Origin of the sequence: Streptomyces sp. CoH27, from assembly GCF_020181035.1 — a bacterium.
In the GTDB taxonomy this organism is placed as follows: Bacteria; Actinomycetota; Actinomycetes; order Streptomycetales; family Streptomycetaceae; genus Streptomyces; species Streptomyces camelliae.
This window is the reverse complement of sequence record NZ_JAIQYY010000015.1, coordinates 76,405-96,016: the sequence shown is the minus strand read 5'-3', so window position 1 is coordinate 96,016 and position 19,612 is coordinate 76,405. Positions and strand designations below refer to the sequence as shown.

Genomic DNA, 19,612 nt, shown 5'->3' with positions numbered 1-19,612 from the left:
CTCCAACAAGGGCCGCTGCCGAGCCGTGACATCGGTGACGGAATGTGAGGGTCAGGTCACCGCTCGTGGAAGCTTATCCCGTGCATAACGGGCGTATCCCTGCGAGTCGCCGGTCGGTGTCAGGTGTCCCAGTCGCCATGATCAGGAGCGGAATGATGGGTTCAGAGGGGCAATGTCCGTTTCGCTGGGGCGCGTTGCTGGCGAGATTTGACCGGTTTGTCTGCGAGGTCGTGAGCAAACTCACACGCGGCACGGCGGCGGTTGGCGCCGTCGGCGGGGAATCGGATGTTTAGCCTGACGCTTTACAAGAGGGACGACTCTGCAAACCCACACGACCAGAGGGCACAGGACGACAACGGTGAAGACGACGATGATGTTCCACAAGATCGCGAACCCGCGGCGCACGACCCTGGCGCATCTGAAGGACGCGGGCGAACTGCAGACCGCCGAGCTGCCGGAGCACTCCGTCGACCTCCCGGCCCAGACGGCCAACCCCCGGCGCACCGTCCTCATGGACGTCCCGGTCCCGGCGGCGGCAGCCGCAGAGTAGCCGACCGGCGCTCACCTATTCCGCCGAATTCCGTGCACCACGGAATTCGGCGGACTGCTTTTTCGGGCGGATTGCCGCCCATCGACCGGTTAACCTGGGGCGTCAGTACGCCGGTTCTAGTTGAGGGGCGCAGGATCCCGTGCGCATCGCCAGGTTCTCCATCGACGGGAACGTAGCCTTCGGCGCGGTCGAGGGCGACAAGCAGGACGAACTCGTTCTCGACATCATCAAGGGCATCCCGTTCGCGGACTACGAGATGTCCGGTACGAAGGTGCCGCTCAGCAAGGTCAGACTCCTCCCGCCGGTCCTCCCCAACAAGGTCGTCGCGTTCGGCCGCAACTACGGCGAGCACGCGCGCGAACTGGGCAACGAGGTGCCCGACGTCCCGTTCGCCTTCTTCAAGCCGTCCACCTCGGTGATCGGGCCCGGCGACGACATCCAGTACCCCTCGTTCTCCGAGGAGGTGCACCACGAGGCCGAGCTGGCCGTCGTGATCGGCCGCATGTGCCGCGAGGTCCCGCGCGAGCGCGTCAAGGACGTGATCTTCGGCTACACCTGCGCCAACGACGTCACCGCCCGCGATGTGCAGCGGCGCGAGAAGCAGTGGGCCCGGGCCAAGGGCTTCGACACCTCCTGCCCGCTCGGCCCCTGGGTGGAGACGGACCTGGACCTGGCGCGCGCGAACGACCTGACCATCCAGCTCACGGTCAACGGCGAACAGCGCCAGCTGGGCCGCACGAGCGAGATGATCAATCCCATCGAGGACCTGGTCGTCAACATCTCCGAGGCCATGACCCTGCTCCCCGGCGACGTCATCCTCACCGGCACCCCCGCGGGGGTCGGCCCCCTGCACGTCGGCGACGAGGTCGCCGTCACCATCGAAGGCATCGGCACTCTCACCAACAAGGTTGTCAAGCGTGGCTAGCGCACCCGGCTCCCCCGTACGCGTCCGTTTCTGTCCCTCACCCACCGGTAACCCCCACGTGGGCCTGGTCCGCACCGCCCTGTTCAACTGGGCGTTCGCCCGGCACCACCAGGGCACCCTGGTCTTCCGCATCGAGGACACCGACGCGGCCCGCGACTCCGAGGAGTCGTACAACCAGCTGCTCGACGCGATGCGCTGGCTGGGCTTCGACTGGGACGAGGGCCCCGAGGTCGGCGGCCCGCACGCGCCGTACCGCCAGTCGCAGCGCATGGACCTCTACAAGGAGGTCGCGCAGAAGCTGCTGGACGCCGGCCACGCCTACCGCTGCTACTGCTCCCAGGAGGAGCTGGACACCCGCCGCGAGGCGGCGCGGGCCGCGGGCAGGCCGTCGGGTTACGACGGTCACTGCCGTGACCTGAGCGAGGCGCAGGTCGAGGAGTACAAGGCCCAGGGCCGTGCGCCCATCGTCCGCTTCCGGATGCCGGACGAGACGATCACCTTCACCGACCTGGTCCGCGGCGAGCTGACCTTCACACCCGAGAACGTGCCGGACTACGGCATCGTCCGGGCGAACGGCGCCCCGCTGTACACGCTGGTCAACCCGGTCGACGACGCCCTGATGGAGATCACCCACGTCCTGCGCGGCGAGGACCTGCTCTCCTCCACCCCGCGCCAGATCGCCCTGTACAAGGCGCTGATCGAGCTGGGCATCGCGAAGCAGATCCCGGCCTTCGGCCACCTGCCGTACGTGATGGGCGAGGGCAACAAGAAGCTGTCCAAGCGTGACCCGCAGTCGTCGCTGAACCTCTACCGCGAGCAGGGCTTCCTGCCCGAGGGCCTGCTCAACTACCTGTCCCTGCTGGGCTGGTCGCTCTCCGCGGACCAGGACATCTTCACGATCCCGGAGATGGTCGCGGCCTTCGACATCGCCGACGTGAACCCCAACCCGGCGCGCTTCGACCTGAAGAAGTGCGAGGCGATCAACGCCGACCACATCCGCATGCTGGATGTGAAGGAGTTCACCGAGCGCTGCCGCCCGTGGCTGAAGGCCCCGTTCGCCCCCTGGGCGCCGGAGGACTTCGACGAGGCCAAGTGGGAGGCGATCGCCCCGCACGCGCAGACCCGCCTCAAGGTCCTGTCGGAGATCACCGACAACGTCGACTTCCTGTTCCTGGCGGAGCCGGTCTTCGACGAGCCGTCCTGGACGAAGGCGATGAAGGAGGGCAGCGACGCCCTGCTTCGCACGGCGAAGGAGAAGCTGGAGACGGCCGACTGGACCTCTCCCGACTCCCTGAAGGAGGCCGTCCTGGCCGCCGGCGAGGCCCACGGCCTCAAGCTCGGCAAGGCCCAGGCCCCGGTCCGCGTCGCCGTCACCGGCCGCACGGTCGGCCTGCCGCTCTTCGAGTCCCTGGAAGTCCTGGGCAAGGAGAAGACGCTGGCCCGCATCGACGCGGCGCTGGCCAGGCTCGCCGCGTAATCGAGCCCGACGCGAAGGGGCGGCAACCGGAACTCCGGTTGCCGCCCCTTCGCGTCGGTCACTGCGCGTCGGCTTCGTCGATCAGGTAGTGGTTCTCGTCGAAGATCTCCAGCACGACGATGACCATGATCGCCCCGGCCACCATGTACTCCAGCATCACGCCGGGGGCCACATACGCCTTGCGCAGATGCTCGTCCGGGCCGAGCGGAGCGGTCGAGTTCTTCCGGAACGGATCGCGGGCCAGTATCCGCAGGGCCCTGTCCAGCTGAGCCTGGCGTGAGCCGGGCAGCGAGTCGTACGCCTCGCGGGCCTCGACGGTGAACTGGACGCGGTACTCGTGCATGGCCCCAAGCTACGGCATCCGCCCGCCCCGGCACGGCCGGAAACCGTCACACCCGCCCCGCCCCGGCGTTACGGTCGGACCATGACGATCAGTGCAGTGGTCTGGGACGTGGACGACACCCTGTTCGACTACACGACGGCCGACCGGGAGGGCATGGCCGCCTACCTCGAAGCCGAGGGGCTGCTGGCCTGGTACGGCGGGCCCGACGAGGCCCTTCAGTGGTGGCGGGAGTGCACCGACCGGGAGTGGGCGCGCTTCGCGGCCGGCGAGAACACCTTCGAGGGCCAGCGGCGCGACCGCGTCCGCTACTTCCTGGGCGAGCCACTCGCCGACGCGGAGGCGGACGCCTGGTTCGAGCGCTACCTGCACCACTACGAGGCCGCCTGGCGGCTGTTCCCGGACGTTGTGCCCACCCTGGACGGCCTCGGCGGCCACCGGCACGCGGTGCTGTCCAACTCCAGCCTCACGGTCCAGGAGCACAAGCTGCGCACCCTCGGCATCCTCGACCGCTTCGAGGCCGTCCTGTGCGCCGCCGAGCTGGGCGTCTCCAAGCCGGCGGCCGGGGCCTTCCGGGCGGCCTGCGAGGCCCTCGGACTGCCTGCGCACGAGGTGGCGTACGTCGGCGACCACCCGGAGATCGACGGACGCGGCGCCGCCGAGGCCGGGCTGCTGTCCGTGTGGATCGACCGCGGGACGGCCGGTGACCAGGCCGCGCGGGAGCTCGCCGCGGAGGGCGTGGTGCACCGGATCTCGACCCTCGCCGAACTCCCCGCGCTCGTCCGTGCGGATACCCGTTTTGGAGCCCCGTCCACCTTCAGGTAATGTTCTTCCTGCGCCGAGGGGAGCGGGCCGAAAGGCCGGAGCCCCGAGGAGCAAGCTAGAACGAGGACCCCGCAGGGGCTTGAGTTCCAGTGGCCTATGGTGTAATTGGCAGCACGACTGATTCTGGTTCAGTTAGTCTTGGTTCGAGTCCAGGTAGGCCAGCTCGCAGAGCTTATCTGCAAAGCCCCCGTTGTGTAGCGGCCTAGCACGCTGCCCTCTCAAGGCAGTAGCGCCGGTTCGAATCCGGTCGGGGGTACTGATCCTGATCTTGTCGGGATCGCTAGGGCCCCCGTTGTGTAGCGGCCTAGCACGCCGCCCTCTCAAGGCGGTAGCGCCGGTTCGAATCCGGTCGGGGGTACTGACTGGTCTAAACCATCATTGGTCTATGGTGTAATTGGCAGCACGACTGATTCTGGTTCAGTTAGTCTTGGTTCGAGTCCAGGTAGACCAGCTCGGACCTGCGGAAACGCAGGATCCACGCCCCCGTTGTGTAGCGGCCTAGCACGCCGCCCTCTCAAGGCGGTAGCGCCGGTTCGAATCCGGTCGGGGGTACACAGGGAAGGCCCTCCACTTCGGTGGGGGGCCTTCGTCGTACCCGGGCGCTACTCGAAACCGTAGCGGCGCGCCGACTCCTCCTCCTGGGCCAGTCGGCGCAGGGCCTGCAGCATCGGCTCGGTCAGCACCGAGCCGAGCACCGCCGTCTCCACCTTCTCCGCCTCCGAGGGATGCGTCTCGACGAAGTCCAGGTCGAGTTTGGCCACCTCGTGCATCAACTTGGCGTAGGACGCGAGCAGTTCGTGCCCCCAGTCGTAACCGAGCCGGCGGAACGCGGCCACCGCCACCACCAGGGAGCGGTACGCGGGGGAGATCGTCGTCAGCAGTTTTGCGTTCGACCAGCCCAACCGGTCCAGCAAGTCGTCCACCTCGCGGTGCGCCGCCTGCACGAACGCGTCGTCCTCGTCCGGCTCCGGCACCTGCGGCAGCGCCCACAGGGCCGCGCCCAGCCGGATCGTGCGGCCCAGGGACTCGTCGTCGACGTTGCGCAGCACCTCCCGGACCGTGGCCACGGGGAGCCCGCCGACCTGGATCATCGCGCGCACCAGCCGCAGCCGGCGCAGATGCCCGTCGTCGTACTCCGCCGTCGTGGGGTTGATCTGGCGGCCCGGCGGCAACAGGCCTTCGCGCAGGTAGTACTTGATCGTCGCGGTGGACACACCGCTGCGTCTGCTCAGTTCGGCGAGCCGCATGTCTTGCGCTCCTTCTTGGATAACGGCACTATCCAAGCATCGCTAGTTGGATAGCGCCGCTCACCAACAAGGGGGAAGTGGGCATGGTCACCCGTACGACCGCTGATGCGAAGGGCGACGTCGTCGTCCTGCTGATCGGCATGCGCATCAACCGGTTCTGGGCCGTACACCTGTGGCTGCCCGTGATGCTCGCGATGCTGCGGATGCTCCGAGAGCTGGAGAAGGACCCCGCGCGAGGGCTGCGGGCGAAGGTCATGCTGACGGCGTCGCCGCGGACGTACTACATCGTGCAGTACTGGGAGTCCAAGGCGAAGCTGTACGCCTACGCAACCGCGCCGGACGCGTTCCACCACAAGGCGTGGGCCGCGCTCAACCGCAAGGAGCGCAGCGGCAAGCTGCGCGGGCAGGTCGGGATCTGGCACGAGGCGTACGTCGTGCCGGAGGGGTCGTACGAGGCGATCTACGGCGACATGCCCGCGTTCGGGCTGGCCGCCGCGCACGGGCAGATCCCGCTGGAGAAGCGGGGCCGGTACGCGAAGGACCGGTTCGCCCACCGGTCGGGACAGGCGCCGGTGGCCGAGAAGACCGGCTGACGGGGGGACGGGGGAGCGAGGAGGGCCTGCCGCGGCGTTGAGGCAGGCCCTCCTCGGTGTTTCCCGAAGCGCGAAGAGCGGGGCTCAGCCCGAGCGGCGCAGGGCCTCCGACAGGCGCGCTGCCGCGTCGATGACGGCCTGGGCGTGCATACGGCCCGGGTGGCGGGTCAGGCGCTCGATGGGGCCCGAGACGGAGACGGCGGCCACGACGCGGTTGGAGGGGCCGCGTACGGGCGCGGAGACGGACGCCACGCCCGGCTCGCGCTCGCCGATGGACTGGGCCCAGCCGCGGCGCCGTACGCCCGACAGGGCCGTCGCCGTGAAGCGGGCGCCCTGCAGGCCCCGGTGCAGACGCTCGGGCTCCTCCCAGGCCATGAGGATCTGCGCGGAGGAGCCGGCCTTCATCGTGAGCGTGGAGCCCACCGGGACGGTGTCCCGCAGGCCGGACAGGCGTTCCGCCGCGGCCACACAGATACGCATGTCACCCTGGCGTCGGTAGAGCTGCGCGCTCTCGCCGGTGACGTCGCGGAGGTGGGTGAGCACCGGGCCTGCCGTGGCGAGAAGGCGGTCCTCGCCGGCCGCCGCCGCAAGCTCCGCGAGGCGCGGGCCGAGAATGAAACGGCCCTGCATGTCGCGTGCCACCATGCGGTGGTGTTCCAAGGCCACGGCCAGGCGGTGAGCCGTGGGTCGTGCCAGTCCGGTGGCCCCGACCAGACCCGCGAGGGTGGCCGGACCGGACTCCAGAGCGCTCAGGACGAGGGCCGCCTTGTCCAGAACGCCGACGCCGCTACTGTTGTCCATGCAACGATACTCACGTCTCACTCTGTGAAACGCAAGTTCAATTTTCCGTGGAACGCGCCACCCTGGAATCACACAGCGGCCCGCGGACCAACGGGCCCGGTGGCGGACGCCCGGAATCACGACACCTGGGGCGCGGGCGTCTCCTCCTCAAGATCTCTAGTTGGGCCGGCGGACGTTTGCCGGCCGGAGGGAAAGCGATGGGTAGGACACTCGCGGAGAAGGTCTGGGACGACCATGTCGTCCGGCGCGCCGAGGGCGAGCCCGACCTCCTCTTCATCGATCTGCACCTGCTGCACGAGGTGACCAGCCCGCAGGCCTTCGACGGGCTGCGCAAGAGCGGTCGGCAGGTGCGCCGGCTCGACCTCACCATCGCGACCGAGGACCACAACACCCCGACCCTCGACATCGACAAGCCCATCGCGGACCCGGTCTCCCGGGCCCAGCTGGAGACGCTGCGCAAGAACTGCGCCGAGTTCGGCGTCCGGCTGCACCCGCTCGGTGACGTCGAGCAGGGCGTGGTGCACGTGGTCGGTCCGCAGCTCGGACTGACCCAGCCGGGCACGACCGTCGTCTGCGGCGACTCCCACACCTCCACGCACGGTGCCTTCGGCGCGCTGGCGTTCGGCATCGGCACCTCGCAGGTCGAGCACGTGCTGGCCACCCAGACGCTGCCCCTGGCCCGCCCGAAGACCATGGCCATCACGGTCGACGGCGAGCTGCCCGAGGGCGTCACCGCCAAGGACCTGATCCTGGCGATCATCGCCAAGATCGGCACGGGTGGCGGCCAGGGCTACATCCTGGAGTACCGCGGCTCCGCCATCGAGAAGCTCTCGATGGAGGCCCGGATGACCATCTGCAACATGTCGATCGAGGCCGGCGCCCGCGCGGGCATGATCGCCCCCGACGAGACCACCTTCGCGTACCTCAAGGGCCGCCCGCACGCCCCCGAGGGCGCCGACTGGGACGCCGCGGTGGAGTACTGGAAGACCCTGCGGACGGACGAGGACGCGGTCTTCGACGCCGAGGTCCACATCGACGCCGCGTCGCTCTCCCCGTTCGTCACCTGGGGCACCAACCCCGGCCAGGGCGCGCCGCTTTCGGCGGCCGTCCCCGACCCGGCTTCGTACGAAGACGCTTCGGAGCGCCTCGCCGCCGAAAAGGCCCTGGAATACATGGGGTTGGAGGCCGGCCAGCCGCTGCGTTCCATCAAGGTGGACACCGTCTTCGTAGGCTCGTGCACCAACGGCCGCATCGAGGACCTGCGCGCCGCCGCCGAGCTGCTGAAGGACCGCAAAGTCGCCGACGGCGTACGGATGCTGGTCGTCCCCGGCTCCGCGCGGGTCGGTCTGCAGGCCGTCTCCGAGGGCCTGGACGTGGTCTTCAAGGAGGCCGGCGCCGAATGGCGGCACGCGGGCTGCTCGATGTGCCTCGGCATGAACCCGGACCAGCTGGCCCCGGGTGAGCGCTCCGCCTCCACCTCCAACCGCAACTTCGAGGGCCGGCAGGGCAAGGGCGGCCGTACCCACCTGGTGTCGCCGCAGGTCGCGGCCGCCACCGCCGTCCTGGGCCACCTGGCCTCGCCCGCCGACCTGACCGACGCAACCGCCGCGCCCGCTGGAGTCTGATCAGCCATGGAAGCCTTCACCACGCACACCGGCCGGGCCGTCCCGCTGCGCCGCAGCAACGTCGACACCGACCAGATCATCCCTGCTCACTGGCTCAAGAAGGTGACCCGGGACGGGTTCGAGGACGGGCTGTTCGAGGCCTGGCGCAAGGACCCCGAGTTCGTCCTCAACCGCCCCGAGCGGCAGGGCGCGACCGTCCTGGTCGCCGGTCCCGACTTCGGCACCGGTTCCTCCCGTGAGCACGCCGTCTGGGCGCTGCAGAACTACGGCTTCAAGGCCGTGATCTCCGCCCGCTTCGCGGACATCTTCCGGGGTAACTCGCTGAAGAACGGCCTGCTCACGGTGGTTCTGGACCAGAAGATCGTGGACGCGCTGTGGGAGCTCACGGAAGCGGACCCCACTGCTGAGATCACTGTGGACCTTGAGGCTCGTGAGGTTCGTGCGGAGGGCATCACCGCCTCCTTCGAGCTGGACGAGAACTCCCGCTGGCGGCTGCTGAACGGCCTGGACGACATCTCCATCACCCTCCAGAACGAGGCCGACATCGCCGCGTACGAGGCCAAGCGGCCGTCCTACAAGCCGCGGACGCTCCAGGTCTGATCTCCAGGCCTGATCTCCAGGGCTGATTTCGGCCACCGCGCCACCCCGTCTGTACCCCCGATCGCCACGATTGGGGGTACAGCCATGTCTGGACCCGTACGGACCTGCGGGATTCTTACGCTCCGCTCAACTTCCCACGTTAGACAGGGCGTTGAGGGGGTAGGTGAGTGCAATGATCGCGGCCTCCGCAAGTGCCTGTAAGGCCATTTGAGGCGGCAGTTGCACCCTGCGCAGGCGACAACTCGCCCCAGATGGCACAATCTGTGCATGGGACACGACGGCCAACTCCAGCTCTATACGGCGGTCGCGAACCAGCTCAAGGAAGCGCACGCAAGAGTGCGCGCACTGCAAGTCCCGGAGGGCGTACGGATGGCGCTGACCCGGAAGCTGCTGGTCATTACGGCCGCGGCCAAGCACGATCTCGCCGCTGCGGCGAGGCGGCTCGAACGGTTCAACGCGGACCTCGACGAGGGTCGGATCCCCGAAGACGAGGGTCGGATCCCCGAAGAGGACCGCTGAACAGACCGAGATCGCCGAGTCCGTTGCGGCACAAGGGTGATAAGCCCGTTTCGTGTTTGATTTGCGGTATATATCTGCCTAACGTGCGAAAAAGCTTGAACACTTTCGTTCTGGCGATGTCTCCGAAGGGGAAGACGTGAACAAGGCGCAGCTCGTAGAAGCGATTGCCGACAAGATGGGCGGCCGCCAGCAAGCGGCCGATGCTGTCGACGCGGTCCTGGACGCCATCGTCCGCGCGACCGTCGCGGGCGACCGGGTCTCGGTCACCGGCTTCGGGTCCTTCGAGAAGGTGGACCGCCCCGCCCGTTACGCCCGTAACCCTCAGACGGGCGAGCGGGTTCGGGTCAAGAAGACCTCCGTGCCGCGCTTCCGCGCGGGCCAGGGCTTCAAGGACCTGGTGAGCGGTACGAAGAAGCTCCCGCGCGGTGGCGAGGTCGCCGTCAAGAAGGCGCCCAAGGGCAGCCTGACCGGTGGCGCCGCGGCGACGGTCAAGAAGGCCGCCGCGAAGAAGGTCACCAAGGCGGCCGCGAAGAAGACCACGGCGAAGAAGGCGGCGCCGGCGAAGAAGGCCGCCGTCAAGAAGGCCGTGGCGAAGAAGGCGCCCGCCAAGAAGACCACGGCGGCCGCCAAGACCACCGCGGCGAAGACCACCGCGGCGAAGAAGGCGACGGCCAAGAAGGCCCCGGCCAAGAAGGTCACCGCGAAGAAGGCGCCGGCCAAGAAGTCGACGGCTCGCAAGACCACGGCGAAGAAGACCACCGCGCGCAAGGCGACGTCGTAGGTCCACAGGGCACTCACGCGCCGGGCCGGACTCCCTCGGGGAGCCCGGCCCGCGGCGTGTGTGAAGGCAGTACGGGCAGTTACAGGGTCTGCAGCGTGACGAGCGTGATCCGCAGGGCGTTCCCCTCGCCCTCGGTCTCGATCCGCACCCGCTGCCCGGGCCGCAGGAGCAACAGGCCCCCGGCGTCGAACGCGGCGGTGTCGTAGGGGAGGGGGGTGCCGTCGTCGAGCAGCACCTGTCCGCTGCGCGTCGCCGGGTCGTAGGTGTATGCCGTGGCCTGCATGATGTTCAGCCTACGGGGCGCTCAGCAGACCCGCCGCAGCAGCAGTCGTGTACGGCCCCACCCCCAGGGCCAGCGCCGCGCGCAGATCATTCCCGGTGTCCACGTCCTGCCGTACCGAATCCACGCCGGCCAGGGTGAGTTCCTTTGCGCCCGAGGTGCGGTGGCGGTTGCGCGAATCGGGGCCGAACGCCGGGTGCAATTCCTGTTCCGGGCCCGCAGCCAGCAACGTCGTGCCGATCTCCGCCGCGTCCGCGAGAAACGCGCGGGGGAATTCCGCTGCGGCCGCCAGTACACGGGCCAGTTCGAGCGGGCGCAGGGCCGGCAGATCGGCGTTCAGGGCCGCTACGGGGGCGCAGGGGCGATATGCGCGTACCACGGCCGCGCCGTGCGCCAGAGCGGCGTTCAGGCCGTCCGCGGGGGTGTCGGGGACGATGCGTGCGCCCAGTGCCGCCAGCTCGCGGCCGGCCCGCTCGTCGTCCGTGACGACCGCCACACTCGCCACGGCCTCACACGCCAGCGCCGCCGCCACCGTGTCCTGCGCGAACGCCAGCGCCAGCCCCGGGCGCACCCCGTCCGCCGCCGTGTCCGACAGCCTGGTCTTGGCCCGCGCCAACGGTTTCAGGGGGATGACCAAGCTCCACTGCACCGGCGTACCGCCCCTCTCTTGTCGCGCTCATTGTCACCTGGCCGATCCGAGGACACGAAAAACAGGGGGTGCGCGAAGCTCCTGGCAAGGGTGGGGTGGGCGACGGGCGGGCGTACGGTGTTCTCGACAGACCGGCGGCCCGGGGCGACACTGTTGCGGCCCCCGCCGGGGTGGCAGCCCCTAGAGGAAGGTGTCCTAGTGCCCCGCCGCAGAATCGGCTTCTGGTACCGCTTGGCCGCGGTGATCTGCAAACCGCCGCTGGTGATTCTGATCAAGCGGGACTGGCGCGGAATGGAGCACATTCCGGCCGAGGACGGATTTATCACCGTGGTGAACCACAATTCCCACGTGGACCCCTTCGCGTACGCGCACTATCAGTACAACACCGGACGTGTTCCGCGATTCCTGGCGAAGAGCGGACTTTTCAAGAAGGGATTCATCGGCGCCGCCATGCGCGGCACCGGGCAGATCCCCGTCTACCGCGAGTCCACCGACGCGCTCAGCGCCTTCCGGGCCGCGATCGACGCCGTGGAGCGCGGCGAGTGCGTCGCCTTCTACCCCGAGGGCACCCTCACCCGCGACCCGGACGGCTGGCCCATGACCGGCAAGACGGGCGCCGCCCGCGTGGCCCTGCAGACCAAGTGCCCGGTGATTCCGGTCGCCCAGTGGGGCGCCAACGAACTGCTGCCGGCGTACGCCAAGAAGCCGAACCTCTTCCCGCGCAAGACGCACCACGTGCTCGCGGGCCCGCCCGTGGACCTCTCGCGCTTCTACGGCAAGGAGATGACCCCGGAGCTGCTCAAGGAGGCCACCGAGGTCATCATGGCGGCCATCACCCGCCAGCTGGAGGAGATCCGCGGCGAGAAGGCGCCCGCGACGCCCTACGACCCGCGCCGCGAGCGGATCGAACAGCGGCGCCGCACCCGGGCGCAGACCGAGACGCAGACCCAGACGCAGACCCACCAGGCACAGACGCAGGGCAGCGAACCGGAGGGGCAGGGCAAGTGAGCAAGGCGGTCAAGGCGGCGGTCTTCAGCGCCGGTTCGTGGGGCACGGCCTTCGCCATCGTGCTCGCCGACGCCGGATGCGAGGTCACCCTGTGGGCCCGGCGAGCCGAGGTCGCGGAGGCGATCAACACCACCCGCACCAACCCCGACTACCTGCCGGGCGTCGAACTCCCCGAGAACGTCCGGGCGACCACCGACCCCGCCGAGGCGCTGGCCGGCGCCGACTTCACGGTCCTGTCCGTGCCCTCCCAGACCCTGCGCGAGAACCTCGCCGAGTGGACCCCGCTGCTGGCCCCGGACACCGTGCTCGTCTCCCTGATGAAGGGCGTCGAACTCGGTTCCACCATGCGGATGAGCGAGGTCATCCAGGACGTCGCCAAGGTCGGCCCGGAGCGCATCGCCGTCGTCACCGGACCCAACCTGGCCCGCGAGATCGCCGCCCGGATGCCCGCCGCCGCCGTCGTCGCCTGCGCCGACGAGGCCGTCGCCCGCCGCCTGCAGGCCGCCTGCCACACGCCGTACTTCCGCCCCTACACGGAGACCGACGTGGTGGGCTGCGAGCTCGGCGGTGCCGTGAAGAACGTCATCGGGCTCGCCGTCGGCATCGCGGACGGCATGGGGCTCGGCGACAATGCCAAGGGCTCGCTCATCACCCGCGGCCTCGCCGAGACCGCGCGGCTCGGAGTCGCGCTCGGCGCCGACCCGCTGACCTTCGCCGGACTCGCGGGCCTCGGCGACCTGGTGGCCACCTGCTCCTCGCCGCTGTCGCGCAACCACACCTTCGGCACCAACCTCGGCAAGGGCATGACCCTTGAGGAGACCATCGCGGTCACCAAGCAGACCGCCGAGGGCGTCAAGTCCTGCGAGTCCGTGCTGGATCTGGCCCGCCGGCACGGCGTCGACATGCCCATCACCGAGACGGTCGTCGCCATCGTGCACGAGGGCAAGTCGCCGGTGACCGCCGTCAAGGAGCTGATGTCGCGCAGCGCGAAGCCGGAACGACGCTGAGCGAACCCGCCCGTCTTTGTCCGTTCCCGGGCGGAGTCGACGCTGTATCCGGGCTCTACCAACGGGTACTCTCAACGCGATATGAGCACCGAGAACCTTCCCCAGAGCCCTGAGCAGCCGTCGCGGAAGCCGCGTGTGGCCGTCGTGTTCGGCGGGCGCAGCTCCGAACACGGGATCTCCGTGGTCACCGCCGGCGCCGTCCTCAAGGCCATCGACCGGACGAAGTACGACGTCCTGCCGATCGGCATCACCCAGGACGGCCGGTGGGCGCTCACCGCCGACGAGCCCGAGCGCATGGCCATCACCGACCGCCGCACGCCCAGCGTCGACCAGCTCGCCGAGTCGCACGAGGGCGGCGTGGTGCTCCCCGTCGACCCGGCCAACCGCGAGGTCGTCTACACCGAGCCCGGCTCCGTGCCCAAGGCGCTCGGCGAGGTCGACGTGGTCTTCCCGGTGCTCCACGGCCCCTACGGCGAGGACGGCACCCTCCAGGGCCTCCTGGAGCTGTCCGGGGTGCCGTACGTGGGTGCCGGTGTGCTCGCCTCGGCCGTCGGCCAGGACAAGGAGTACATGAAGCGGGTCTTCACCTCCTTCGGGCTCAAGGTCGGCCCGTACCTGGTGATCCGCCCCCGCGAGTGGGCGCAGGACGAGTCCGCCGCCCGCAAGAAGATCATCGACTTCGCCGGCGAGTACGGCTGGCCGCTGTTCGTGAAGCCCGCGCGCGCGGGGTCGTCCATCGGCATCACCAAGGTCGACGACCTGTCCGGCCTGGACGAGGCGATCGCCACCGCGCAGGCGCACGACCCCAAGATCCTGGTCGAGGCCGCCGTACGCGGCCGTGAGATCGAGTGCGGCGTCCTGGAGTTCGAGGACGGCCCGCGCGCCTCCGTGCCGGCCGAGATCCCGCCGCCGGACGCGCACGCGTACTACGACTTCGAGGCCAAGTACATCGACTCCACGCCCGGCATCGTCCCGGCGCCGCTCACCGAGGAGCAGACGGCCGAGGTGCGCCGGCTCGCGGTGGAGGCGTTCGAGGCGGTCTCCTGCGAGGGCCTGGTCCGCGCGGACTTCTTCCTCACCGAGGACGGCGAGTTCGTGATCAACGAGGTCAACACCCTGCCCGGCTTCACGCCGATCTCGATGTACCCGCAGATGTGGCAGGCCACCGGCGTCAGCTACCCCGAGCTGATCGACCGCCTGGTCCAGGCCGCGCTGCGCCGCCCGACCGGGCTTCGCTGACCGGCCGGCAGGTCATCCGCGCATGGAGGCGATCCCCGTCGGGACCGCCTCCTTCACGGCCGACGCGAGCCCCGTGAGCACCGTCGTGCCCTCCTCCTGCGCGGACATCCCCTTGGGCAGGCTGACCTGCACATAGGCCGTGCGATTGGCCGTGGTGAACCGCCAGGTGCCGTCGCCCTGCTTCTCCATCAGCCAGTCGACGCCGTCCACCCCGCCCGCGATCGCGTCACGGTCGCCCCCTTCGGCCACCTTCGGATCGACCATCTTCGGCGGCCGTGCGACACCGCAGCGCAGTATGATCGCCGGGCTTCCCCAGCCCGCCGTGTAGGCGGACCGGGGTGCGGGGTCGTTGCGGCTGCGACCGTCGAGCTTCTGCGGCAGGACCCGGTGCAGGGCCCGGCACACCGGAGCCGTCTTCGCGTCGGGGGTGGGAACCGCCACCGTCGCGCTGTCGTCTGCCGAGGAACAGCCCGCGACCGCGAGCAGCAGCGCGGGCGCGAGCAGGACGAGGGGCCGGTGACGGAACATGTTCACCGGCCAAGCGTAGACGGGGGCTACAGATGCACGACCGGGCAGGTCAGGGTGCGGGTGATGCCGTCCACTTGCTGGACCTTGGCGACCACCATGCGGCCGAGATCGTCGACCGTGTCGGCCTGGGCGCGCACGATGACGTCGTACGGACCCGTCACGTCCTCGGCCTGGATCACTCCAGGGATCTTGCTGATGGTCTCGGCGACGGTCGACGCCTTGCCGACCTCCGTCTGGATCAGGATGTACGCCTGTACCACGGAACCTCCAGGGCGGCCACGAGGATCATGTGGGGAAAAGGAACGCCACGGTATCGCGTCGCCGCTCCCCGAGGGGAGACCTGCGGGAACCGGGCTTGCGCGCCAGGGTGCAGGCACGGCGGAGGTTGACGGTCGCCTTCGACCGCAACGGACGGTCATCCTGACCGCAGCGGACGGTCGGACCAACCGCAACGACGGTCATCTCGACCGTATCGGGGACACTGATGACGCGCGAGTGGGCACGGCAAGGCAGAGAAGGGGAGCCAGGGAAATGAAGGGCACTGTTGGTGAGCTCGGGGAATTCGGGCTCATCAGGGAGCTCACCTCCCGTCTCACCACCACCCCGGCGGTGCGGATCGGCCCCGGCGACGACGCCGCGGTGGTCGCCGCGCCCGACCGGCGCGTGGTGGCGAGCACCGACATCCTGCTGGAGGGGCGGCACTTCCGCCGCGACTGGTCCACGGCGTACGACGTGGGACGCAAGGCGGCCGCCCAGAACCTCGCCGACATCGCCGCGATGGGCGCCGTGCCGACCGCCCTGCTGCTCGGCCTGGTCGTGCCCGCCGAACTGCCGGTGACCTGGCCGAGCGAGCTGATGGACGGCCTGCGCGACGAGTGCCAGGTCGCGGGCGCCTCCGTGGTCGGCGGGGACGTCGTACGCGGCGACACGATCATGGTGTCGATCACCGCGCTCGGTGATCTGCGCAACCAGGAGCCCGTCACGCGCGCGGGAGCCCAGCCGGGCGACCTGGTGGCCGTCACGGGCTGGCTGGGCTGGTCCGCGGCCGGTTACGCGGTCCTCTCCCGCGGCTTCCGCTCCCCGCGCGCCTTCGTGGAGGCCCACCGCCGCCCCGAGCCGCCCTACCACGCGGGCCCGGCCGCCGCGGGGCTCGGCGCGACCGCGATGTGCGACGTGAGCGACGGCCTGATCGCCGACCTCGGGCACATCGCCGAGGCGAGCAAGGTCCGCATCGACATCCGCTCCGGCGCGATCGACATCCCGACCCAGATGAACGACATCGGTCAGGCTGTCGGCGTGGACCCGCTGCAGTGGGTGCTGACCGGGGGAGAGGACCACGCGATCGTCGCGACCTTCCCGCCGGACACCAAGCTGCCGGCCCGCTGGAAGGTCATCGGCGAGGTCCTCAACCCCTCCGCGCTGCCCCAGGTGACCGTCGACGGGGCGCCCTGGACCAGCAAGGGCGGCTGGGACCACTTCGGGGACATCGAGTCATGATCCCTCGGGTGCTCACGGTGGCCGGCTCGGACTCCGGCGGCGGCGCCGGCATCCAGGCCGACCTGAAGACGATGCTGGCGCTCGGGGTGCACGGGATGAGCGTGATCACGGCCGTGACCGCGCAGAACTCGCTGGGCGTGCAGGGCGCCTGGGAGCTGCCCGCGGCGGCGGTACGGGCCCAGTACCGCAGCGTGGTGGACGACATCGGGGTGCAGGCAGTGAAGACCGGCATGCTGGGCTCGGCCGAAGTGGTCGAGACGGTCGCCGAGTTGATCTCCGGTACGGACGCGCCGGCCGTGGTGGACCCGGTGGGCGTCTCCAAGCACGGCGACCCGCTGCTGGCCGCCTCCGCGCTGGACTCCGTGCGCACGAAGCTGCTCCCGGCGGCGACCGTGGCGACCCCGAACCTCGACGAGGTGACCCAACTCACGGGTGTGCGCGTCGAGTCGGAGGAGGGCATGCGACAGGCCGCGGCGGCCGTGCTGGCGTACGGGCCGCGCTGGGTGCTGATCAAGGGCGGGCACTTGGCCGGCGATGCTGTGGATCTTCTGACGGACGGCTCGGCGGAGCACTGGCTGCGGGCCCCGCGCCACACCAACCGGCACACGCACGGCACGGGCTGCACGCTGGCCTCGGCGATCGCGTCGGGGCTGGCGAAGGGGCGAAGCGTCCCGGAGGCGGTCACGGCGGCCAAGGAGTACGTCACGGGCGCGATCGCGGCCGGGTTCGCGCTGGGCGCGGGGATCGGGCCGGTGGATCACGGCTGGCGCTTCAGGGCCTGATCCGGCTGGGGTACGGCGCGTGGGCAGGGCGCCTGGGTACGGCGTGCGTGGGTACGGCGTGCGTGGGTACGGCGTGCGTGGGTACGGCAAAGAGCCGGCCCACCCAGAGGTGGACCGGCTCAGTGCAGCGAACCAGCAGTGGCCGCGCGCTCAGCTGTTGGCGTCAGCGCGAGACCTTGCCGGCCTTGATGCACGAGGTGCAGGCGTTCACGCGCTTCGGCGTCCCGCCGACCACGGTACGCACACGCTGGATGTTCGGGTTCCAGCGGCGGGACGTACGGCGGTGCGAGTGCGAGATGTTGTTGCCGAAGCCCGGCCCCTTGCCGCAGACGTCGCAGTTGGCAGCCACGGGTCACTCCAAAGACTTCAGATGCACTTACGGTTAATCCCGGCATGCCGGGAATCGAGATCGTAAGACCTGAATCTGAATGGCGGTGCCAGGGGAACAGCCCGATGTGGATCGGGCAACCGGAGCAGCATACAACGACTGCGTCCGCCCTAGGAAACTACCATGGCAGCTCAGGGCCCCGCTCCCGGCCCTCTTCCGCCGGACGCCCGATCGGGGTCTACGCTGCGTCCCACGTACGGCCGGCTCAGGGAGGCGCAGGTGGCGCAGGTGCCGCAGACATTCTTCGATGCTCTCGCGGTGCGCACCTGGTGCGGTCTGGCCCTCGGCGCACTGGGGCAGGCCCGCGAGGAGATCGACGCGATCAACGTCTACCCGGTGGCCGACGGGGACACCGGCACGAACCTCTACCTCACCCTGGAATCGGCGGCGACGGCCGTGGAGGCCGTGTTCTCCGGTTACGAGGCGGGCGACGGGGAGCCGTCCCTCGCGGACGCCGTGCACGCGATGGCCCACGGCGCGCTCATCGGCGCCCGGGGCAACTCCGGGACGATCCTCGCGCAGCTGCTGCGGGGGATGGCCCAGGTGCTCGCCGAGGACGACGAGGCCGTCGGTGACGAGTCCCGCACCGACGGTGCCGGGCTGCGGCTGGCGCTGCGGCGGGCCGCCGACTCCGCCCGGCAGGCTGTGGCCCACCCCGTGGAGGGGACGGTGCTGACGGTCGCCTCGGCCGCCGCCGACGCCGCCGAGGGAGCCGAGGGCGACTGCGGGGCGGTCGCGCGCGCGGCCTACGAGGGCGCCCGAGCGGCCCTGGCGGCGACTCCGGGCCAGCTGGAGGTGCTGGGCAGGGCCGGAGTGGTCGACGCGGGCGGATGCGGCCTCGTGGCGGTGCTGGGCGCACTGGTGGAGGCCTGCACGGGGGAGACGGTACGGCAGGCGCCGGGGGGCTCGGGCGTCGTGGCCGTCGATTCCGAGGCGCACGCGCGTGTGGCGCTCGTTTCCGGCAACGGGCCGTGTGCCGACGGAAACGGTCCCGACGGGCCCGCCTACGAGGTGATCTACCTCCTGGAAGCCGACGACACGGCCGTGGACCGGCTCCGGGGAAGGCTCGACGCCCTCGGTGACTCCCTGGTCGTGGTCGGCGGCGACGGGCTGTGGAACGTCCATGTGCACGTGGACGACGCCGGTGCCGCCGTGGAGGCGGGCGTGGAGGCCGGGCGGCCGTACCGGATCCGGATCACGCACTTCGGGCTCGGGGACGTGCACACCGGGCGCGGACGGCCCCCGCGCGAGCGGGTGCAGCGGGCCGTCGTCGCTGTCGTGCCGGGCGAGGGCCTGGCCGGGCTGTACGCCGAGGCCGGCGCCACCGCGGTGCTCGCGCGCCCAGGGGAGCCGCCCGCCAGCGGGGAGCTGGTGCAGGCGGTACGGCGGGCCCACGCGCGCGAGGTCGTCCTGCTGCCCAACGACGCCGAGCTGCGCCACACGGCCGCCGCGGCCGCCGAGCAGGCCCGCGCCGAGGGCATCCGCGTGGCCCTGATCCCGACCCGCTCGGCGGTCCAGGGAATTGCCGCGCTCGCCGTGCACGAGCCGGGACGCCGGTTCGACGAGGACGTCGTCCAGATGACCTCGGCGGCCGGCGCCACCCGGTACGCCGAGGTCGTCGTCGCCGAGCACGAGTCCTGGACGACCGCCGGCATCTGCCAGGCCGGGGACGTCCTCGGGCTGATCGACGGCGACGTGGCGGTGATCGGCGCCGACGTCACCGCCACCGCGGTCACCGTCCTGGACCGCATGCTCCAGGCCGGCGGCGAGCTGGTCACCCTTGTCGTGGGCGACGAGGCCCCCGAGACCGTCACCGACCACCTGGAGACCCGGGTGCGCGAGTCCTACCTCGCCGTCGACACCGTGGTGTACCGGGGAGGCCGGCAGGGGGCGCTGCTGCTCATCGGGGTGGAGTGAGGGGCGGGGACGTGAGGGCTGGGGCGCGTGGGAC

Annotated in this window: 23 protein-coding genes and 5 tRNA genes; 20 read left to right on the top strand and 8 right to left on the bottom strand. The window is 70.3% G+C overall.

Annotated elements, in window-relative coordinates:
• Positions 1–358: 358 nt before the first annotated feature.
• From LE548_RS25720 to gltX, 3 genes are all read left to right on the top strand, one after another.
• Entirely contained in the window at positions 359–550 is a 192-nt protein-coding gene (locus LE548_RS25720; protein ID WP_225099321.1) for a hypothetical protein, read from the top strand.
• Between the two features lie 139 nt (positions 551–689).
• Positions 690–1,475, top strand: a complete 786-nt coding sequence (locus LE548_RS25715) for a fumarylacetoacetate hydrolase family protein (protein WP_225099320.1) — start codon at positions 690–692, stop codon at positions 1,473–1,475.
• Positions 1,468–2,952 carry a glutamate--tRNA ligase gene (gene gltX, locus LE548_RS25710; RefSeq protein ID WP_225099319.1) on the top strand — a complete coding sequence of 495 codons (1,485 nt, stop codon included), beginning with the start codon at positions 1,468–1,470 and terminating at the stop codon, positions 2,950–2,952. The genes LE548_RS25715 and gltX overlap by 8 nt, the downstream gene beginning before the upstream one ends.
• A gap of 58 nt (positions 2,953–3,010) precedes the next feature.
• Here gltX and LE548_RS25705 read toward each other — a convergent pair whose 3' ends face one another.
• On the bottom strand, positions 3,011–3,295 hold the full coding sequence (locus LE548_RS25705; RefSeq protein ID WP_225099318.1) for a type II toxin-antitoxin system RelE/ParE family toxin: 285 nt from the start codon (positions 3,293–3,295) through the stop codon (positions 3,011–3,013).
• Between the two features lie 81 nt (positions 3,296–3,376).
• Between LE548_RS25705 and LE548_RS25700 the strand changes: the two genes are divergently transcribed.
• The 6 genes from LE548_RS25700 to LE548_RS25675 all read left to right on the top strand — a co-directional run bounded on the left by LE548_RS25700 (position 3,377) and on the right by LE548_RS25675 (position 4,669).
• A complete protein-coding gene (locus tag LE548_RS25700; protein ID WP_225099317.1) occupies positions 3,377–4,117 on the top strand; it encodes an HAD family hydrolase in 741 nt (246 codons plus the stop codon).
• A 90-nt stretch (positions 4,118–4,207) separates the two neighbouring features.
• Positions 4,208–4,279: transfer RNA gene (locus tag LE548_RS25695), tRNA-Gln, on the top strand.
• A gap of 21 nt (positions 4,280–4,300) precedes the next feature.
• A tRNA-Glu gene (locus LE548_RS25690) sits at positions 4,301–4,373 on the top strand.
• A gap of 29 nt (positions 4,374–4,402) precedes the next feature.
• Positions 4,403–4,475, top strand: a tRNA-Glu gene (locus LE548_RS25685).
• A 21-nt stretch (positions 4,476–4,496) separates the two neighbouring features.
• Positions 4,497–4,568: transfer RNA gene (locus LE548_RS25680), tRNA-Gln, on the top strand.
• Positions 4,569–4,596: 28 nt separating this feature from the next.
• A tRNA-Glu gene (locus LE548_RS25675) sits at positions 4,597–4,669 on the top strand.
• A 50-nt stretch (positions 4,670–4,719) separates the two neighbouring features.
• Here the strand turns inward: LE548_RS25675 and LE548_RS25670 are convergent.
• Positions 4,720–5,364, bottom strand: a complete 645-nt coding sequence (locus tag LE548_RS25670; RefSeq protein ID WP_225099316.1) for a MerR family transcriptional regulator — start codon at positions 5,362–5,364, stop codon at positions 4,720–4,722.
• Positions 5,365–5,447: 83 nt separating this feature from the next.
• On the opposite strand from LE548_RS25670, the gene LE548_RS25665 reads away from it, so the two are divergent.
• Positions 5,448–5,957, top strand: coding sequence for a DUF4188 domain-containing protein (locus tag LE548_RS25665; RefSeq protein WP_225099315.1), 510 nt, complete (start codon positions 5,448–5,450; stop codon positions 5,955–5,957).
• A gap of 84 nt (positions 5,958–6,041) precedes the next feature.
• On the opposite strand, the gene ndgR is transcribed toward LE548_RS25665, so the two are convergent.
• On the bottom strand, positions 6,042–6,758 hold the full coding sequence (ndgR, locus tag LE548_RS25660; protein WP_009320373.1) for an IclR family transcriptional regulator NdgR: 717 nt from the start codon (positions 6,756–6,758) through the stop codon (positions 6,042–6,044).
• Positions 6,759–6,955: 197 nt separating this feature from the next.
• Here ndgR and leuC point away from each other — a divergent pair, with 197 nt between their 5' ends.
• The 4 genes from leuC (at position 6,956) to LE548_RS25640 (ending at position 10,283) form a co-directional block, all read left to right on the top strand.
• On the top strand, positions 6,956–8,383 hold the full coding sequence (gene leuC / locus LE548_RS25655; protein WP_225099314.1) for a 3-isopropylmalate dehydratase large subunit: 1,428 nt from the start codon (positions 6,956–6,958) through the stop codon (positions 8,381–8,383).
• A gap of 6 nt (positions 8,384–8,389) precedes the next feature.
• Entirely contained in the window at positions 8,390–8,983 is a 594-nt protein-coding gene (gene leuD / locus LE548_RS25650; protein WP_225099313.1) for a 3-isopropylmalate dehydratase small subunit, read from the top strand.
• Between the two features lie 267 nt (positions 8,984–9,250).
• Positions 9,251–9,502, top strand: a complete 252-nt coding sequence (locus LE548_RS25645) for a hypothetical protein (protein WP_225099312.1) — start codon at positions 9,251–9,253, stop codon at positions 9,500–9,502.
• Positions 9,503–9,638: 136 nt separating this feature from the next.
• A complete protein-coding gene (locus tag LE548_RS25640; protein WP_225099311.1) occupies positions 9,639–10,283 on the top strand; it encodes an HU family DNA-binding protein in 645 nt (214 codons plus the stop codon).
• 79 nt (positions 10,284–10,362) lie between these two features.
• Here the strand turns inward: LE548_RS25640 and LE548_RS25635 are convergent, their stop codons facing one another.
• Both LE548_RS25635 and cofC read right to left on the bottom strand, forming a co-directional pair.
• On the bottom strand, positions 10,363–10,566 hold the full coding sequence (locus LE548_RS25635; RefSeq protein ID WP_225099310.1) for a hypothetical protein: 204 nt from the start codon (positions 10,564–10,566) through the stop codon (positions 10,363–10,365).
• A gap of 10 nt (positions 10,567–10,576) precedes the next feature.
• Complete coding sequence (gene cofC, locus LE548_RS25630) at positions 10,577–11,212, bottom strand: 2-phospho-L-lactate guanylyltransferase (protein WP_225099309.1); 636 nt, start codon at positions 11,210–11,212, stop codon at positions 10,577–10,579.
• Between the two features lie 198 nt (positions 11,213–11,410).
• Here cofC and LE548_RS25625 point away from each other — a divergent pair, with 198 nt between their 5' ends.
• The 3 genes from LE548_RS25625 (at position 11,411) to LE548_RS25615 (ending at position 14,466) form a co-directional block, all read left to right on the top strand.
• A complete protein-coding gene (locus LE548_RS25625) occupies positions 11,411–12,220 on the top strand; it encodes a 1-acyl-sn-glycerol-3-phosphate acyltransferase (RefSeq protein ID WP_225099308.1) in 810 nt (269 codons plus the stop codon).
• Positions 12,217–13,227, top strand: a complete 1,011-nt coding sequence (locus LE548_RS25620) for an NAD(P)H-dependent glycerol-3-phosphate dehydrogenase (RefSeq protein WP_225099307.1) — start codon at positions 12,217–12,219, stop codon at positions 13,225–13,227. The genes LE548_RS25625 and LE548_RS25620 overlap by 4 nt, the downstream gene beginning before the upstream one ends.
• Positions 13,228–13,308: 81 nt before the next feature.
• On the top strand, positions 13,309–14,466 hold the full coding sequence (locus LE548_RS25615; RefSeq protein ID WP_225099306.1) for a D-alanine--D-alanine ligase family protein: 1,158 nt from the start codon (positions 13,309–13,311) through the stop codon (positions 14,464–14,466).
• Positions 14,467–14,478: 12 nt separating this feature from the next.
• Here LE548_RS25615 and LE548_RS25610 read toward each other — a convergent pair whose 3' ends face one another.
• Together LE548_RS25610 and LE548_RS25605 are read right to left on the bottom strand one after the other, a co-directional pair.
• Positions 14,479–15,000 (bottom strand): DUF3515 domain-containing protein, encoded by a 522-nt coding sequence (locus LE548_RS25610; RefSeq protein ID WP_225099305.1) that lies wholly within the window; start codon positions 14,998–15,000, stop codon positions 14,479–14,481.
• Between the two features lie 20 nt (positions 15,001–15,020).
• Positions 15,021–15,254 (bottom strand): Lrp/AsnC family transcriptional regulator, encoded by a 234-nt coding sequence (locus tag LE548_RS25605; protein WP_003997603.1) that lies wholly within the window; start codon positions 15,252–15,254, stop codon positions 15,021–15,023.
• 271 nt (positions 15,255–15,525) lie between these two features.
• Between LE548_RS25605 and LE548_RS25600 the strand changes: the two genes are divergently transcribed.
• Together LE548_RS25600 and thiD are read left to right on the top strand one after the other, a co-directional pair.
• Positions 15,526–16,491: a thiamine-phosphate kinase gene (locus LE548_RS25600; protein ID WP_208898615.1), complete on the top strand. Its 966-nt coding sequence runs from the start codon at positions 15,526–15,528 to the stop codon at positions 16,489–16,491.
• Positions 16,488–17,273 (top strand): bifunctional hydroxymethylpyrimidine kinase/phosphomethylpyrimidine kinase, encoded by a 786-nt coding sequence (gene thiD, locus LE548_RS25595; RefSeq protein WP_225099304.1) that lies wholly within the window; start codon positions 16,488–16,490, stop codon positions 17,271–17,273. The genes LE548_RS25600 and thiD overlap by 4 nt, the downstream gene beginning before the upstream one ends.
• Positions 17,274–17,436: 163 nt before the next feature.
• On the opposite strand, the gene rpmB is transcribed toward thiD, so the two are convergent.
• A complete protein-coding gene (gene rpmB / locus LE548_RS25590; protein WP_003993230.1) occupies positions 17,437–17,622 on the bottom strand; it encodes a 50S ribosomal protein L28 in 186 nt (61 codons plus the stop codon).
• A gap of 258 nt (positions 17,623–17,880) precedes the next feature.
• On the opposite strand from rpmB, the gene LE548_RS25585 reads away from it, so the two are divergent.
• Positions 17,881–19,578, top strand: a complete 1,698-nt coding sequence (locus LE548_RS25585) for a DAK2 domain-containing protein (RefSeq protein ID WP_225099303.1) — start codon at positions 17,881–17,883, stop codon at positions 19,576–19,578.
• The last annotated feature ends 34 nt before the right edge of the window (positions 19,579–19,612 follow it).

Bases quoted from the DNA above. Each gene is read 5' to 3' on its own strand.
- LE548_RS25705 (WP_225099318.1), bottom strand. From the start codon at position 3,295: ATGCACGAGTACCGCGTCCAGTTCACCGTCGAGGCCCGCGAGGCGTAC.
- LE548_RS25700 (WP_225099317.1), top strand. From the start codon at position 3,377: ATGACGATCAGTGCAGTGGTCTGGGACGTGGACGACACCCTGTTCGAC.
- LE548_RS25670 (WP_225099316.1), bottom strand. From the start codon at position 5,364: ATGCGGCTCGCCGAACTGAGCAGACGCAGCGGTGTGTCCACCGCGACG.
- LE548_RS25665 (WP_225099315.1), top strand. From the start codon at position 5,448: ATGGTCACCCGTACGACCGCTGATGCGAAGGGCGACGTCGTCGTCCTG.
- ndgR (WP_009320373.1), bottom strand. From the start codon at position 6,758: ATGGACAACAGTAGCGGCGTCGGCGTTCTGGACAAGGCGGCCCTCGTC.
- leuC (WP_225099314.1), top strand. From the start codon at position 6,956: ATGGGTAGGACACTCGCGGAGAAGGTCTGGGACGACCATGTCGTCCGG.
- leuD (WP_225099313.1), top strand. From the start codon at position 8,390: ATGGAAGCCTTCACCACGCACACCGGCCGGGCCGTCCCGCTGCGCCGC.
- LE548_RS25645 (WP_225099312.1), top strand. From the start codon at position 9,251: ATGGGACACGACGGCCAACTCCAGCTCTATACGGCGGTCGCGAACCAG.
- LE548_RS25635 (WP_225099310.1), bottom strand. From the start codon at position 10,566: ATGCAGGCCACGGCATACACCTACGACCCGGCGACGCGCAGCGGACAG.
- LE548_RS25615 (WP_225099306.1), top strand. From the start codon at position 13,309: ATGAGCACCGAGAACCTTCCCCAGAGCCCTGAGCAGCCGTCGCGGAAG.
- LE548_RS25600 (WP_208898615.1), top strand. From the start codon at position 15,526: ATGAAGGGCACTGTTGGTGAGCTCGGGGAATTCGGGCTCATCAGGGAG.
- thiD (WP_225099304.1), top strand. From the start codon at position 16,488: ATGATCCCTCGGGTGCTCACGGTGGCCGGCTCGGACTCCGGCGGCGGC.